This window comes from Noviherbaspirillum agri (assembly GCF_054780595.1).
This window is the reverse complement of the sequence record NZ_BAAGWA010000004.1, coordinates 379,592-396,051: the sequence shown is the minus strand read 5'-3', so window position 1 is coordinate 396,051 and position 16,460 is coordinate 379,592. Positions and strand designations below refer to the sequence as shown.

12 protein-coding genes are annotated in these 16,460 nt (G+C 59.1%); 3 read left to right on the top strand and 9 right to left on the bottom strand.

What is annotated here, in order from left to right; all coding sequences use genetic code 11:
- Window positions 1-168: 168 nt before the first annotated feature.
- The 7 genes from asd to aroC all read right to left on the bottom strand — a co-directional run bounded on the left by asd (window position 169) and on the right by aroC (window position 7,864).
- Window positions 169-1,305 carry an aspartate-semialdehyde dehydrogenase gene (gene asd, locus ACYVIA_RS09970; RefSeq protein ID WP_460840325.1) on the bottom strand — a complete coding sequence of 379 codons (1,137 nt, stop codon included), beginning with the start codon at window positions 1,303-1,305 and terminating at the stop codon, window positions 169-171.
- Between the two features lie 38 nt (window positions 1,306-1,343).
- Complete coding sequence (leuB, locus tag ACYVIA_RS09965) at window positions 1,344-2,414, bottom strand: 3-isopropylmalate dehydrogenase (RefSeq protein ID WP_460840323.1); 1,071 nt, start codon at window positions 2,412-2,414, stop codon at window positions 1,344-1,346.
- Window positions 2,415-2,434: 20 nt separating this feature from the next.
- Window positions 2,435-3,082: a 3-isopropylmalate dehydratase small subunit gene (gene leuD / locus ACYVIA_RS09960; RefSeq protein WP_460840321.1), complete on the bottom strand. Its 648-nt coding sequence runs from the start codon at window positions 3,080-3,082 to the stop codon at window positions 2,435-2,437.
- A 19-nt stretch (window positions 3,083-3,101) separates the two neighbouring features.
- Window positions 3,102-4,505 (bottom strand): 3-isopropylmalate dehydratase large subunit, encoded by a 1,404-nt coding sequence (gene leuC, locus ACYVIA_RS09955; protein ID WP_460840319.1) that lies wholly within the window; start codon window positions 4,503-4,505, stop codon window positions 3,102-3,104.
- 177 nt (window positions 4,506-4,682) lie between these two features.
- Window positions 4,683-5,501 carry a M48 family metallopeptidase gene (locus tag ACYVIA_RS09950; protein WP_460840318.1) on the bottom strand — a complete coding sequence of 273 codons (819 nt, stop codon included), beginning with the start codon at window positions 5,499-5,501 and terminating at the stop codon, window positions 4,683-4,685.
- Window positions 5,498-6,673: an MFS transporter gene (locus tag ACYVIA_RS09945; protein WP_460840316.1), complete on the bottom strand. Its 1,176-nt coding sequence runs from the start codon at window positions 6,671-6,673 to the stop codon at window positions 5,498-5,500. The genes ACYVIA_RS09950 and ACYVIA_RS09945 overlap by 4 nt, the downstream gene beginning before the upstream one ends.
- A gap of 90 nt (window positions 6,674-6,763) precedes the next feature.
- Window positions 6,764-7,864, bottom strand: coding sequence for a chorismate synthase (aroC, locus tag ACYVIA_RS09940; protein ID WP_460840314.1), 1,101 nt, complete (start codon window positions 7,862-7,864; stop codon window positions 6,764-6,766).
- 324 nt (window positions 7,865-8,188) lie between these two features.
- Here aroC and ACYVIA_RS09935 point away from each other — a divergent pair, with 324 nt between their 5' ends.
- Together ACYVIA_RS09935 and ACYVIA_RS09930 are read left to right on the top strand one after the other, a co-directional pair.
- Window positions 8,189-10,423 carry a GGDEF/EAL domain-containing response regulator gene (locus tag ACYVIA_RS09935; RefSeq protein WP_460840312.1) on the top strand — a complete coding sequence of 745 codons (2,235 nt, stop codon included), beginning with the start codon at window positions 8,189-8,191 and terminating at the stop codon, window positions 10,421-10,423.
- A gap of 60 nt (window positions 10,424-10,483) precedes the next feature.
- Entirely contained in the window at window positions 10,484-13,381 is a 2,898-nt protein-coding gene (locus ACYVIA_RS09930; protein WP_460840311.1) for a PAS domain-containing sensor histidine kinase, read from the top strand.
- A 24-nt stretch (window positions 13,382-13,405) separates the two neighbouring features.
- Here the strand turns inward: ACYVIA_RS09930 and ACYVIA_RS09925 are convergent, their stop codons facing one another.
- Together ACYVIA_RS09925 and ACYVIA_RS09920 are read right to left on the bottom strand one after the other, a co-directional pair.
- Window positions 13,406-14,407, bottom strand: a complete 1,002-nt coding sequence (locus ACYVIA_RS09925; RefSeq protein WP_460840309.1) for an NAD(P)/FAD-dependent oxidoreductase — start codon at window positions 14,405-14,407, stop codon at window positions 13,406-13,408.
- A gap of 119 nt (window positions 14,408-14,526) precedes the next feature.
- The gene (locus tag ACYVIA_RS09920; protein ID WP_460840308.1) at window positions 14,527-14,973 is read right to left on the bottom strand and encodes a CBS domain-containing protein; all 447 of its coding nucleotides are present in this window, start codon (window positions 14,971-14,973) and stop codon (window positions 14,527-14,529) included.
- A gap of 176 nt (window positions 14,974-15,149) precedes the next feature.
- On the opposite strand from ACYVIA_RS09920, the gene ACYVIA_RS09915 reads away from it, so the two are divergent.
- Window positions 15,150-16,460 (top strand): O-acetylhomoserine aminocarboxypropyltransferase, encoded by a 1,311-nt coding sequence (locus ACYVIA_RS09915; RefSeq protein ID WP_460840306.1) that lies wholly within the window; start codon window positions 15,150-15,152, stop codon window positions 16,458-16,460.

Genomic DNA, 16,460 nt, shown 5'->3' with positions numbered 1-16,460 from the left:
AACGTCGTGAAAAGACATGCGACTGGACCGTTTTCTTGAAATTGACGTCATCTGCCATTTGTTGCAGATTGACAACGCAACTAGGGCCTGTCGATAACCGGAAAAAGCAACCGATCATCGGCAGGCCCTAGGTGCCGCTACTAACTTAATTAGTGTGCAGCGCGCCTATCAGTCTTCCAGCACGATGCGCAGCATGCGGCGAAGCGGTTCAGCCGCACCCCACAACAGCTGATCACCAACCGTGAAGGCGGACAGGTATTCGCCACCCATCTGCATCTTGCGCAGGCGACCGACTGGGATCGTCAGACTGCCGGTTACTGCCGCAGGCGTCAGATCCTTCATCGATGCGTCACGGGTGTTCGGCACAACCTTCGCCCACTGATTGTCGGAAGCGATGATGCCTTCGATCTCATCCAACGGGACATCCTTTTTCAGCTTGATCGTCAATGCCTGTGAATGGCAGCGCATGGCGCCGATACGCACACAGAGACCATCAACCGGGATGGCAGTCTTTGCAGCAGGGCCGAAGCCGGCGCCACGGCCGAGGATCTTGTTGGTCTCTGCACCGCCTTTCCATTCTTCGCGCGACACGCCATTGCCGAGGTCCTTGTCGATCCAGGGGATCAGGTTGCCGCCGAGCGGCACGCCGAACTGCTTGGTTTCTTCCGCGGTCATCGCGTGCTGCTTGGCGAGCACCTTGCGGTCGATTTCGAGGATTGCGGAGGCCGGATCATCGAGCAGTGCCTTCACTTCTGCATTGATCGTGCCGAACTGGGTCAGCAGTTCGCGCATGTGCTGCGCACCACCGCCGGAAGCCGCCTGATAGGTCATGGAAGTCATCCACTCGACAAGGTCTTTCTTGAACAGTCCGCCCAAGCCCATCAGCATGCACGAGACCGTGCAGTTGCCGCCGATGTAGTTCTTCACGCCACGGCCGAGTGCATCCTTGATCACATTCAGGTTGACCGGGTCGAGAATGATGATCGCATCATCCTTCATGCGCAGCGTGGAGGCTGCGTCAATCCAGTAACCGTTCCATCCGGCTGCGCGCAGTTGCGGGAAAATCTCGGTCGTGTAATCGCCGCCCTGGCAGGTAATGATGATGTCGCACTTCTTCAGCTCATCAATATTATTGGCGTCTTTCAGCGTCGTTTCGTTCTTCGCCATTGCCGGAGCCTTGCCGCCAGCGTTGGACGTCGAAAAGAACACCGGCTCGATATGAGCGAAATCGCCCTCTTCCTGCATGCGCTGCATCAGGACCGAGCCCACCATACCGCGCCAACCTACCAGACCGACTAACTTCACGATTTTCTCCCTCGGATACACTTCAAAAACTCTTGCGCCTACGCGAGCGCCTTCACGACCGCATCACCCATTCCCTTGGTGCTGACCTTGGTGGTGCCGTCCTCAAAAATATCGGGTGTACGCAGTCCCTGCGCCAGCACCTTCTTTACTGCGGATTCCACACGATCTGCCTGCTCGGACTTGTTCAGCGAATAGCGCAGCATCATCGCCGCGGACAAGATCGTTGCGAGCGGATTGGCGATGCCCTTGCCAGCAATGTCCGGTGCAGAACCGTGCGACGGCTCGTACAGACCCTTGTTGCTTGCATCCAGCGAAGCGGATGGCAGCATGCCGATTGAACCGGTCAGCATCGCCGCGGCGTCAGACAGAATGTCGCCGAACATGTTGCCAGTGACGATCACATCGAACTTCTTCGGCGCACGCACGAGTTGCATCGCTGCGTTGTCGACATACATATGATCGAGTGCGACATCCTGATATTCCTTGTGGACGTCGGTCACGATGTCTTTCCAGAACTGGAATGTTTCCAGCACATTGGCCTTGTCGACGCTGGTCAGGCGCTTGCCGCGCTTGCGTGCCGCCTGGAAAGCAACATGTGCGATACGGCGAATTTCCGTTTCCGCATAACGCATGGTGTCGAAACCTTCGCGTTCGCCCTTAAACGGGCCGTCCGGACACTCGCGCACACCGCGCGGCTGGCCAAAATAAATATCGCCCGTCAGCTCCCGGATAATCAGGATGTCCAGACCGGACACAACTTCCGGTTTGAGCGTGGAGGCGCCCGCCAGTTCCGGATACAAGATTGCGGGACGTAAATTGGCAAACAGGTTCAGGTTTTTACGCAGGCCGAGAATTGCCTGTTCCGGACGCAACGCGCGCTCCAGCTTGTCGTATTTCCAGTCGCCGACGGCACCGAACAGTACTGCGTCGGCTTCCTTTGCCAGCTTCAGCGTGCCTTCGGGTAGCGGATGGCCGTGTGCTTCATAACCGGCACCGCCAACCGGCGCCGTTTCCATTTCAAATTTTTCATCCAGTGCATTCAGCACGCGGACTGCTTGTTCGATGATTTCCGGGCCAATGCCGTCACCCGGCAGGATTGCAATTTTCATTTGTTTTTTTCAGCGGATGATTAAATCGTGTTGGCGAGCCACGGCTGGCTTGCGATATGGCGTTCTTCGAAGGCGCGGATCTTGTCTGCCTGGCGCAAGGTAAGTCCGATATCGTCGAGGCCGTTCATCAGGCAGTATTTGCGGAAGGCGTCGACTTCGAAGGAATAGGTTGCGCTGCCGTTCGTCGTACTGACGGTCTGCTTTTCGAGATCGATCACCAGCCGATACCCCGGGAACGCCTTGACCTCATTGAACAATTGGTCGACCTGTGCTTCGGACAGTACGATCGGCAGCAAACCATTCTTGAAGCAGTTATTGAAAAAGATGTCGGCAAAGCTCGGTGCAATCACGGCACGGAAGCCGTACTGCTGCAGCGCCCAAGGCGCATGCTCACGGGACGAGCCGCAGCCGAAATTCTTCCGCGTCAACAGAATAGAGGCGCCTTGATAGCGCGACTGGTTCAGCACGAAGTCCGGATTGAGCGGACGCGTGGAGTTGTCCATTCCCGGCTCGCCATGATCGAGATAACGCCATTCGTCGAACAGGTTCGGTCCGAACCCGGTACGTTTGATCGACTTCAGGAACTGCTTCGGGATGATTGCATCGGTATCGACATTTGCACGATCCAGTGGTGCGACCAAACCCTCGTGTACGTTGAATTTTTCCATGTTCTCGTTCCTGAAAACCTTAGCGCATCGCGCGCACATCGACGAAATGACCGGTGATACCGGCGGCCGCAGCCATTGCGGGCGACACCAAATGTGTACGGCTACCCTGCCCCTGGCGTCCTTCGAAGTTGCGGTTAGACGTCGAAGCGCAACGCTCTCCCGGTTCCAGTCGGTCGGCATTCATTGCCAGGCACATCGAACATCCCGGCTCGCGCCATTCGAAACCGGCTTCCTTGAAGATCTTGTCCAAGCCTTCGCGCTCCGCCTGCTCCTTGACCAGACCGGAACCCGGCACCACCAACGCCAGCTTGACGTTGGAAGCGCGGTACTTGCCGCGCACGACTGCAGCCGCCGCGCGCAAGTCCTCGATACGCGAGTTGGTGCAGGAGCCAATAAAGACCTTGTCGATGCGAATGTCGGAGATTGAAGTGTTTGGCTTCAGATTCATGTAAACCAAGGCCTTTTCCATCGCGTCGCGCTTGACGGCATCCTTTTCCTTGTCGGGGTCGGGCACGCGATCATCGATCGCAACGACCATCTCGGGCGACGTACCCCAGGTGACTTGCGGCTTGATTTCGGCGGCATTCAGCGTGACGACCATGTCGAACTTCGCGCCCGCATCGGAATGCAACGTGCGCCAGTATTCGACGGCACGGTCCCAGTGCGGGCCAACCGGCGAGAACGGACGGCCCTTGACGTAGTTGATCGTCGTGTCGTCAACCGCCACCATGCCCGCACGCGCACCGGCTTCGATGGCCATGTTGCAGATCGTCATGCGGCCTTCCATCGACAAGGCGCGAATGGTGGAGCCTGCGAATTCGATGGCGTAACCGGTCCCTCCGGCTGTGCCAATCTTGCCAATCACGGCCAGCACGATGTCCTTCGCGGTCACGCCAAACGGCAAGGCCCCATCAACCTGCACCAGCATGGACTTGGATTTCTTCGCCAGCAGCGTCTGGGTTGCGAGCACGTGCTCCACTTCGGAAGTGCCGATGCCATGCGCCAGACAGCCAAAGGCACCATGGGTCGAGGTATGGGAGTCACCGCACACCACCGTCATGCCGGGCAGCGTTGCGCCCTGCTCCGGCCCGATGACGTGCACGATGCCCTGTCGCTTGTCCTGCATGCTGAAATAGGTCAGGCCGTACTCTTTTGCATTCGCATCCAGCGTCTCCACCTGCAGGCGCGAAACCGGGTCGGCGATGCCGTTGGCACGGTCTGTCGTCGGCACGTTGTGATCGGCAACCACCAGGTTTGCGGACAGGCGCCATGGCTTGCGGCCGGCGAGTTTCAGTCCTTCGAAGGCCTGCGGGCTGGTGACTTCATGCACCAGATGGCGGTCGATGTAAAGGATGGCGGTGCCGTCCTCTTCAGTATGGACAACGTGCGATTCCCAGAGTTTGTCGTAGAGCGTTTGAGCCATGTGTCGAAGCGTGCCAGAAGTGTGCGCCGTAAGGCGCAAAACGAAGAAAACAGTCCTCGATTATGCCATAGTTGTGCAGCGCAAAAGCACGCCGAAGCCCCGTTGGCACAATGAAAAACGCCCACGGCTCTGGCTCCGCGGGCGTTCGTTTGTTGAATTTGTTGGTTGATTTACAAATCAGCGTTTCTTCTTCGCCTGCTCATACAGCGGCATCACTCGCGCCGAATAATTGGTCAGGTCGCTCAACCGGTCCGACTGCGACGGGTGGGTGGAAAGGAATTTGATGGGTTCGGCCCCGCCAACCTGGCCCATTTTCTGCCACAAGGTGACGGCTGCACGTGGATCGTAGCCCGCGCGTGCAGCCAGTTCCACGCCAAGACGGTCAGCTTCGGTCTCATGGCGGCGCGAGTTCGGCAGGCCAAGCAGCCCCATGTAGGCAAACTCGGCACCTTTCTGACCGATGTCGCCGATGCCGAGCACGGCAGCACCGACGGAAATGACGCTGCCGGCAATCGCCTGCTCGGATGCGCGTTCCCGCGCATGTTCGCGCAGGGCGTGAGCGATTTCATGGCCCATCACTGCGGCCAGCTCATCGTCGGTGATCTGAAGCTTTTCGATCAGGCCGGTGTAGACCGCCATTTTCCCGCCAGGCATGCACCATGCGTTTACTTCGGGCGCCGTCAAGACATTGACTTCCCATGCCCATTTAGCCGCGTCAGGCCGGAAGGCTACGGTCTGCGGCACGATGCGGTTGGCAATAGTCCGCACGCGCTCGACCTGCGACGGGTTACGGTTGAGCGTGCCCTTTTGCCGCTCCTGTGCAATCAGTTCGGCATACTGCTTGCGCGCGGCCTGGTCAATGCTCTCGGCCGAGATGGCCATTCGCTGTTCGCGGTCGACGCCGACGACACCGCCCTGCGTGGTTTGCACTGTTTCGCATGCCACGAGCGTGAGCATCGCTGCGGCGGCCAATACGTGTTTGACGATCAAATTCATTTTCTCCCCTCCGGTTGAAGTGGCTGCCAGCGATAACACAATGCCGCCGCAACGGCACCCGCCAGCGAAAATATTGCGGCCATTAAATAGACTGCCTGGGAGCCAAATGTATCCCAGAACCAGCTTAAGATCAGCCCGCCGATCGTACCACCCAAGCCGTAAGAAATGCTCGTGAACAAGGCTTGGCCGCGCGCCTGCAGCGGACCGGAAAACCAGCGCTGCAGCGTCGCGATCGACGCGGAGTGATGCACGCCAAAGGTGGCGGCGTGCATCACCTGCGCCACCAGCAACAGGAACAGCGATTCGGCGCCGAATCCGATCAGCAGGAAGCGCAGCACGGCAATCAGCAAGCTCGCCATCATCAGGTTCCGTATGCCGAAGCGCTTGAAGATTGGTGCCTGGTAGAAAAAGAAAACGATCTCGACCACGACGCCGAGCGACCACATCAGACCTATCACGGTGTTGCTGTAACCAAGTTGCGCCAGGTACAAGGAATAAAAGACGTACAAGGCCGCGTGAGCGGCGATCATCAGGAAGGTCGACGTGAAGAACGCAATTACCTCACGGCGGCGCAGAAGTGCCTGTACTGAAGGAGCCGCCGCATGATCATCGCCGTGGGCCGTCTCTTCCATGCGCAGGCTGGATGCCGTTACCAGCATGAGCAGCCCGAGCGCAATCCATAGCACCAGCCCGATGCCGAAGCGGTCAAGGAAGGGGCCGGCCAGTGTGACCGCAAGGATGAATCCGACCGAGCCCCATAACCGAAGCTTGCCGTAATAGGTAAGGTCACCGCGCATTTCGGAGAGCATCAGCGCTTCCGACAAGGGGCCTTGGGCGCTGGTGAACAGGTTGATGGCGACCATGACGACAAAAAATTGCGCAAAGGTCTGGCCGAAGAAAAGGCCGCAAAACGACGCCACCGCGGCAATCGCGGTAATCCGCAGCACACTCACCCGCTGCTGATGACGGTCTGCGACCCAGCCCCAGAGGTTGGGGCCGAAAATGCGCATGACCTGCATCAGCGACATCAGCACGCCGATCTGCGCAACGGTCATACCTTTTTCTGCGAAGTACAGGCTTGCGTACGGAGTAAAGACGCCTACGTAGCCGAAGTAGGCGAAGAAAAACAGGGCGAAACTGAACGACTGCTTGGGCCAGGGTGAATGCGGCACGGAGATATTTCTCGGGAAATGGTGCAACAGGCGCCGGACGGCGAGATTTTGCCCGGGCGGCGATTGCCGGCCGGGTGCAGCGATGATGCGTTACCTGATGCGGGCTGCGATCTTCGGCGTGCTGACGCGAACATCGCCGCACTGCGCACGGTGGCGCAGCGCATGGTCCATCAGTACCAGCGCCAGCATTGCCTCCGCAATCGGGGTGGCCCGGATGCCGACACAGGGATCATGCCGGCCGAAGGTTTCGACGTTGACCGGATTGCCGCTCTTGTCGATCGAGCGGCGTGGGGTGCGGATGCTGGACGTCGGCTTGATGGCAAGCGACACCGTAATATCCTGGCCGGTAGAGATCCCGCCGAGGATACCGCCGGCATGATTGGTTGCGAACCCCGCCGGGGTCAGTTCGTCGCCGTGCTCGGTGCCTTTCTGTGCAACCGACTTGAAGCCTGCGCCGATTTCCACACCCTTAACTGCATTGATGCCCATCATGGCAAAGGCGATGTCGGCATCAAGCTTGTCGTAGATCGGCTCGCCCAAGCCAACCGGCACATTCCGGGCGACCACATCAATGCGCGCACCGCAGGAATCACCATCTTTGCGCAGCTGATCCATGTACTCCTCAAGACGCGGCAGGATACTGGTGTTTGCGGCAAAAAAAGGATTGTTCGGGACATGTTCCCATGACTCAAACGGGATGGCGATCTCGCCGAGCTGGCTCATGCAACCCATGAACGTCGTGCCGTATTGTTCCAGCAGCCATTTCTTGGCAATGGCCGCTGCCCCGACGACTGGCGCGGTCAGGCGGGCAGACGATCGGCCACCACCACGCGGATCGCGGATCCCGTATTTGTGCCAGTAGGTATAGTCGGCATGTCCGGGCCGGAAGGTATCGGCGATGTTTCCATAGTCCTTGCTGCGCTGGTCTTCATTACGGATCAACAATGCGATCGGCGTCCCGGTTGTCTTGCCTTCGTACACTCCTGAAAGGATTTCCACTGTATCCGACTCCTGGCGCTGCGTGACGTGGCGCGAGGTGCCCGGCTTGCGACGATCGAGTTCCGGCTGGATATCTGCCTCGGACAAGGTTATGCCGGGTGGGCAGCCATCGACCACGCAACCGATTGCAGGTCCATGTGATTCGCCGAATGTGGTGACGGTAAAGAGCGTGCCAAAGGTGTTGCCGGACATGGTGATATCGAATTGATCTGGAAAGCGGAGATTTTAACGTATGGGCCGATTGTTCCCACGAAACTCCTTCTTGCCCGCCGCCGGGACGCCTGTGCGCCGACCGAAGGAAGAACGCCACCTGTCGCTTTTTTTCGACCTGCAATGTCGCGCGTTTTACTTTTGCTCAGCTGATGATTGCATGTCAACAAAATATGGGGCAACATCGATTCAAATTTGACAACAGGCAAGAAATGCCTACCCTTCACCTGCACTGCCGAGCACAACATTATTCAGAATGGCTTCGACATCATTGATAACCACAACTTCTCTGCGCAGGAGCATTCAATGATCCCGCCGGTGTCGTCGGTCGACGACGATCTGGTATTTCTGGAGGAAGATGCGCTCCCTGGCGAATTACCGCCACGTGCACAGACCGCGACATGGCGGGTGATGATCGTCGACGATGATGCCGACGTCCATCATGCAACCACTTTTGCGCTTAGGAACCTGGAAATCCAGCAAAGGCCGCTGGACTTTCTGCATGCGTACTCAGCTGCGGAAGCGCGTCAAATGCTGCGCCAAGAGAGCGGTATTGCGGTCATCCTGCTGGATGTGGTCATGGAACAGGATGACTCCGGCTTGCAGTTGGTCCGCCATATCCGTGAGGAGCTGAAACTGGACGAGACGCGTATCATTCTGCGCACCGGCCAGCCCGGATATGCGCCGGAAATCGAAGCCATCCGCGATTTCGACATCAACGATTACAAGACCAAGTCCGAACTGACACGCATCAAGTTGTACACGACGGTGACCGCGGCGATCCGTTCATACGAACAGATCCGCGCTATCAACGACAGCCGGCACGGGCTCGACCGGGTCATCTCTGCAAGCACCGAACTGATGGCATCTCATGGCCTGGAGGATTTTGCTGCAGGAGTCCTCCTGCAGATCGGGCAGGTGCTCAAACTAAGCCCGAACGGCATATTCTTCGCACGGAATTGCTTCGACGATCCAGAAAACCAGCCGATTGTCATCGCTGCCAGCGGTAATCTCGGATGCCTGCGCGACAACCTCTCGCAAGCTCGGGACAACCGCCACATCGCTCAAGCGCTGGATGAAACCTTCACATGCCGCCGCAATATCTACGGCCGGGATTTCGCGACGCTGTATCTCAACGAGAATGCAAACCGGGATTTCGTCGTCTTCTTTGATACCGGCCGGCCCTTGAACGACCTGGATCAGCGCATGCTTGATGTTTTCTGCCGCAATATCGCAGTCGGGTTGGACAACATCCTGCTTGTCACACGTTTGCACAGCGCTGCGTTCTACGATCCGCTGACCCGCTTGCCAAACCGTGCAAGGCTGAAGGAACTGCTCGACCATGCCCTCGCCCGGCAGGCTGATGAAACCCTTGCATTGATCGACATTGACCATTTTGCAGAAACGAATGACGCACTCGGTCACCAGTTCGGCGATTTGCTGCTGCTCGGTGTAGCTGCCCGCCTGCAGTCGGAGCTGGATGGCCGGATCATCCTTGGCCATATCGGCGGCGACACGTTTGCCGTCCTTGGCCCCGCACCGCTGATTGAGCCGCACGCCCTGCTGGCCCTGTTCCACAAGCCGTTTCATATCGATGGGCAGGAGGTTCAGTTGTCCGCAACGGCCGGCCTGGTCCGTCTGTGCGAACATGCAGGATGCGGCGTGGACGCGCTCAAGGATGCCGAAATTGCGTTGAAGAGAGCAAAGCTGCTGCAGCGGGCCGGCCATTTCTATTTCTCGCGAAGCATGGGCGTCGATATCCGCGAGCGGGTCAGCATGATGCACGCGCTGCGCACCGCCTTCGAAGAGAAAGACCTCTTCGTCGTCTATCAGCCTCAGGTCGACCTTGCCACACGCCGGCCGGTCGGTGCGGAAGCGCTTCTCCGCTGGAAAACCAAGAATGGCACCCATATTGCGCCCGATCGTTTCATCCCGATCGCGGAATTTTCCGGCCTGATTATTGAAATCGGAGAGCGTGTATTGCGCGCTGCATGCCGGGAACTGGTCCGCTTGCACGAACGAGGATTCGTGGACTTCACCCTGTCCGTCAATGTGTCCCAGGTCCAGTTCCGCCATCCGCGGTTTCTCGATATGCTGCACAGCATCCTGGCCGACACGCAGGCGCCGCCATCGCATCTGGAGCTTGAGATTACCGAATCAATCGCCATGGAGGACTCCAATGCGCTGATCCACCTGCTGGGCCAGATCAAGCAGACCGGCGTCAACATCGCGATTGATGACTTCGGCACCGGATTCTCCTCGCTCAGCTACCTGCAGCGGTTGAGTGCCGACCGGCTGAAAATCGACCGCAGTTTCGTGACCGAAATCACGCGCTCCGCACCCGGCGGCAGCATCGCAGAAATGGTGATCCAGCTCGGGCACAATCTCGGCCTGTCCGTCATCGCAGAAGGCGTTGAAGACGAACAGCAGGCCAACGTACTCGCTGCACTCGGCTGTCCTCTTGCACAGGGATACCTGTTTGCACCGCCGATGACCGCGGAACAACTCGCAGTCTGGCTGCAGAACAATGACGCTCGCTAACCAGGTCCGGCACACCGCCATTGCCGTGCGATGCTTCGTTCGCAGAATCCCTGCCCGCCCATGAATTCCGCTGGACGTACGTTGACCTTGCGCCGGACACTCGTGCTTGCTGTCGCACTTGGCCTGCTCCTTCCGGCGCTCCTGATCAGCGGTTACTCCTGGTTCAAGCAATTCAACGAAGGCATCCACAGACAGACCGAAGAGCTGCTTCAGCAGCACGCAGACATCCTTGCCAGCGGAATACAGGAACCGCTGTGGAACGTCAGCCAGGAAAGTGCCAATGCCCTGCTGGACGCAATGATCTCGCGTAGCGAAGACATCGTCCGCATCGAAGTTCGGGACAACACGCTGGGCGTATTCGTTGCAGGCGAGCGCGCGTGGCGTCGGGATGAACGGACTGCGGCGACAGAAAGACCGGTGACTTACCGGGGTGGCGTCATCGGTTCGGTGAGGATCGAGATCAGCAACAAGCGGCTGCGCACGGCGCTGATTGCGGACCTGCGCGAGTCGCTTGCGACCCTGTTGGCACAGGCAGCCTTATCCATTGCGCTGATCTTGATCCTGCTGGAGCATAGATTCGTGCGACCACTGAGGCGGCTCGGCGTGGGTGCAGAGCGCCTGTCTGCTCGACAGCTCGATGTGCCGTTCGAATGGAAGCGACTGGACGAAATCGGCAGGCTTAACAAGCGCCTTGAAGAGGCCCGCGTCAGCCTGCGTCGGTTTTTTTCCGAACTCGACTACAAGAACCACGAGCTGGAACAGGACATCGACAAGCGCAAGCGCATTGAGCAGGAATTGCATGAGCGCGAGGAACGCTTCCGCGCGCTGGTCGAGCATAGTCCCATTGCGATCATCGAATGGAACAATGAGCACAAGGTGCTCGAATGGAATGCTGCCGCAGAACGAATCTTCGGCCATACGCGCGAGCAGGCCATTGGCCGTCATGCCAGTTTCATCTTTTCGGATGTGAGCCGCGAGACGATCGATACCCGTTTTCTCCACCTGATTTATGGAGTTGGCGAAAGCCGCACCGTCAGCCGTAATCGCCGTATCGACGGGAAGACGATTACATGCCAGTGGAGCCACACACCGATCCTCGACGAAATGGGTGCCGCAGACCGGTTGCTGTCAATCGCCGAGGACATTACGGACCAGCGTCTGCTGGAGGAGCAGAAAGCGGAAGCCGACCGCGCGCTGCTGCGGCTCGCCCAGGGCACAAGCGATATGGCCGGCGAGTCGTTCTTTGAACTGCTGGTGGCCGACCTGGCGTCAGCCTTGCGCACTGATGGCGCCTTCATCGGGCTGCGTGGAGGCAGCACACCCGGCTCTATCCATACGCTCGCAGCCCACCTGCGCGGACATACGGTCGAGAACTTTCATTACACGAGCCGCGGTACTCCCTGCGAAAGCGCGCTGCAAGGCTGCATCTGCATCTTCTCCTCCAAACTCGAATCCAGATATACGGGTACCGGCGCATTTGCTGGCGAGCGCTGGGAGAGCTATGCCGGCGCGCCGTTGCGCGACGGCGCCGGCAACATCATTGGGGTGCTTGCTGTCATGCATACCGAAGCCTTCGGCAACCCGGGCCTGGTGAAGTCCATGCTCCAGGTCTTCAGCGAACGCGCCTCCGCCGAGCTGGAGCGCAAGCGTGCGGAAGAAGAGTTGCGCAGCAGCGAACAGCGCTTCTCGACAATCTTCCAGTCATCCCCGATTGCCATGTTCGTCACCCAGGTTCGCGGCAGCTATGTTGTGAAGGACGTGAACCGTGCTTTCGAGCGCCTGTTCCTGCTTCCGCGTGATTCCGTGATCGGCAAGAACACGATGGAACTCGGGCTGTACTGCGACAACGCCGACCGTACTTCGCTTATCGAGGAGCTGAAGACAACCGGGTCAACGGAAACGCATCGTGAAGTGTGGATGCGCCGCGGCGACGGCAGCAAGGTGCTGATTCAGTTCTCCGGTCATACCTTCTCGCTGGCCGGGGAAAAGTTCGGCATTCTTGCCTGTGATGACGTGACCGACAAACGGCGCATCGAGAATGAAATCCGTGAGCTGAATGCCCACCTCGAGCAGCGCGTGGTGCAGCGTACCGAGGAATTGCAGCATGCCAACGCAGAGCTTGCCTACACGCTGGAAACACTCGACATGGCGCAAGAGGAGCTCTCGCGCAGCGAAAAGCTGGCGGCACTCGGCTCGCTCGTGGCCGGCATTGCGCACGAGCTCAATACGCCGATCGGCAACAGCCTGATGGTAGCCAGTACGCTCGCCGACCAGACGCAAACCCTGTCGCGGGATTTCAGGAATGCCGGCCTGAAGCGCTCCACGCTGGAAAGCTATATCGCTGACGCTGAAAAGGCGGGCGACATCCTCGTGCGCAACCTGCTGCGGGCGGCAGACCTGGTCAACAGCTTCAAGCAGGTTGCCGTCGACCAGACGAGTTCGCAGCGACGCCTCTTCTCCGTCGCCGAGGCGGTATCGGAAATCATGCTGACGCTTTGGCCGACACTGAAGAAAACGGCGTTCTTCGTGAAGCAGGAGATTCCGGATTCGATTGTGATGGACAGTTACCCCGGGCCGCTCGGCCAGGTCATTGCCAATCTTGTCAATAACGCCCTCTTGCATGGATTCGACGGCAGACAATCGGGAACAGTGACGATTTCGGCCGAAGCGAGCGATACCGGGTGGATGGAACTTTGCGTCAGGGACGATGGCGTCGGCATTCCGTCGATCAACCTCAACCGCATCTTCGACCCGTTCTTCACGACCAAGCTCGGCGCCGGTGGTTCCGGGCTCGGATTGAACATCGCACACAATATCGTCAAAGACATACTCGGCGGCCGCATGCGGGTGCAGAGCGATCCGGGTGCAGGCAGCACATTCATTCTCAGCCTGCCGTTGATCGCCCCGCACCGGCCGGCAGAAGAGGTGGAGATTCCCTCCCGTGCCACAACGGTATGAGCAGGAATGCGCTGAGCGGAGCCGTTACTGGCCGATCGCTCTGGCGATTGCGCAGCCGCTCAAGTAAGCGTTTTCCATGCGTCCGCTACCTTCCAGCCCGGTGGAAAACCAGTCGCCGCACACACCGACTCGCGACGTTTCATCCCACAAACAGTCACCCGGCAACGTTGTGGTGGCCTGCGCAAAGCGCCAGAGATGCACGTCCGCGTATACCGGCTGGACATGGGAGCCGGTCGCTTCATGGAAGGCTTTCAGGAGCTTCTCCTTTACCCGCTCTGGATCATCGTTGAGATGCTCCGTGCTCCAATCGGGAGGGGCATGTCCGATCCAGTGCTCGCCGGGACGCCGCTGCGGCTTTGATGTATCACGCGCGATCCACCGCAGGCGAGAGCCCTGCACCCATGCGCCGTCATACTCGACGCCAAGCGCTTGCTCGAAACTCAGAATCAACGCCCAGCACGGCGCAAGATGTTCCTGTGCGATCTTTCCCGCCATGGATGACAGTGGTTGCAGCAGCGGCACTGCCTGGTCTGCCGGCATGGCAAGGATGACCGCATCGAACGCCCCCGCGCTGGCTGCAATCGGCACCGTATCGGACATGACCTGCAGCAACCACTGATCATCGAAGCGCTCCATGCCGTGGACGGCCTGTCCCGGGCGCAGCTCGATGCCGTCGGCCAGGTACGCTCCCAGTGTGGCCATGCCGGGGACGGCCACAAGCCGGTCACTCCCGTTCGTTCTGCCTGCTGGCTTGGCGACACCCTTCTCCAGCGTCACCAGCTTGCCGTCCCACGGCACTACCCAACCCGCCTTCCGCCAGGCATTGGCCTCCTTCTTGAAGCCTTCGCTGGATACAGTGAAGTACTGGGCGCCATGATCAAAACCGCCGAGCTCGGTCTGCCGGGTGCCCATGCGCCCGCCGGCTGTTTCGTTCTTTTCGTAGACGACGACGCTATGCCCGCGCTCCTGCAACTGACGGGCACACGTCAGGCCGGCGAGACCGGCACCGACAACGGCGATATGCATGGAAAACCTCCTGTATCAAGTCGTTCTATCGGAAAGTCACACTCAGGGAAAACCATGTGAAAAAGGCCGTTCATGCATCATCATGAACGGCCTTTGAAAGTCTGTGATATACGAACTGCCTATTCGTCACCATCGGCGGGCCAGTCGCGGATATAGGCCTTGAGCATCTTGTTTTCGAAGCTCTGCGCTTCGACAACGGCCTTGGCCACGTCGTAGAACGAGATCACCCCGAGCAGCGTCTTTGCATTCACCACGGGTACGTAACGGGCATGCCGCTCCAGCATCAGGCGGCGCACTTCATCGATTTCGGTCTCGGGGGTAATCGTGATCGGATGGTCGTCCATGTGCTTGCGCACCGTCGTCGTGCCGATGGATCCCTTGTTCTCGTGCAGGGTCTTCATTACCTCGCGAAAGGTCAGCATGCCGACCAGCTCACCGAACTCCATCACCACGAGCGAGCCGAGGTCTTTCTCTGCCATCGTATCGGCGGCTTCGCTCATCGGCGTATCGGGTGTAACGGTATAGAGGATATCGCCTTTGACTTTAAGGATTTCGGATACTTTCATGCGGGACCACCCTGGGAGCTAATGTGTTGTATTGTCGCCTTTGAAATGTAGCCTAAGCGCCCTGAAAAATCCAGCGCATAAGGCAAGCCCCTGTCATCCACATGACAGCGATCGCAGTCGCTTCGATGCTAGGATGTCGAACGGACAATCACACAGCCTCGGAGACAACAAACACGATGAGCGCCCCCAAATATCCAGGGTTCGACACCCTGTCCCTGCATGCCGGCGCGGCCCCCGATCCCGCTACCGGCGCGCGCGCAACACCGATCTACCTGACCACCTCCTTTGTTTTCAAGGATTCGGACCATGCCGCCTCGCTGTTCAACATGGAACGCGCCGGCCATGTGTACTCGCGGATATCGAATCCGACGAACGCGGTCCTGGAGGAACGCATTGCCGCGCTGGAGGGCGGCGTCGCCGGCATCGCCGTGGCCAGCGGTCAGGCCGCAATGCATCTGGGGCTGGCAACGATAGCCGGTGCGGGCTCGCATGTGGTGGCGTCGCGGGCGCTGTATGGCGGCTCCCAGAACCTGCTCGCGTACACGATGAAACGCTTCGGCATCGAGACCACCTTTGTCGATCCGCGCGACCTGGACGCTTGGCGCAATGCAATCCGGCCGAACACCAAGGTGCTGTTTGGCGAGACGCTGGGCAATCCCGGCCTTGACGTATTGAATATTCCCGCCGTCGCGGCGATCGCGCATGAGCATTACCTGCCGTTGATGGTGGACGCGACCTTCACCACGCCTTATCTGCTTCGCCCCTTCGACCACGGTGCCGACCTGGTTTTCCATTCCGCGACCAAATTCCTCTGCGGACATGGCACCGCCGTCGGCGGCCTCCTCGTGGACGGCGGCACCTTCGACTGGCAACAGGCGTACGAGAAGACCGGGCATTTCGCCGAACTGTGCGAACCCTATGACGGCTTCCATGGCATGGTCTTTTCGGAAGAATCGACGGTCGCCCCCTTTTCCCTTCGCGCGCGGCGCGAGGGTTTGCGCGACTTCGGCGCAGTGATGAGCCCGCACAACGCCTTTGCGATCCTGCAAGGCATCGAGACGCTGGGTTTGCGCATGGACCGGCATGTCACCAATACCCGCAAGGTGGTCGAATTCCTGGCGGCACATCCTGCAGTCGAATCGATTGCTTATCCTGAACTGGAATCTCACCCCGACCATGCACTGGCGAAAAAGCTGCTGCCCAAGGGATGCGGCGCGGTTTTGTCGTTCAGCATCAAGGGCGACCGTGCGGCGGGGCAGCGTTTTGTCGAATCGCTGAAACTATTCTCCCACCTTGCCAACGTTGGCGATGCCAAGTCGTTGGTAATCCATCCCGCGTCGACCACGCACTTCCGCGTACCGACGGAGCAGCTTGCGGCATCGGGTATTACAGAAGGAACGATGCGCCTGTCCATCGGGCTGGAAGATGCGGACGACCTGATCGAAGACCTCGCACGCGGACTCAAGGCCGCACAGAAGGGAGCGTGA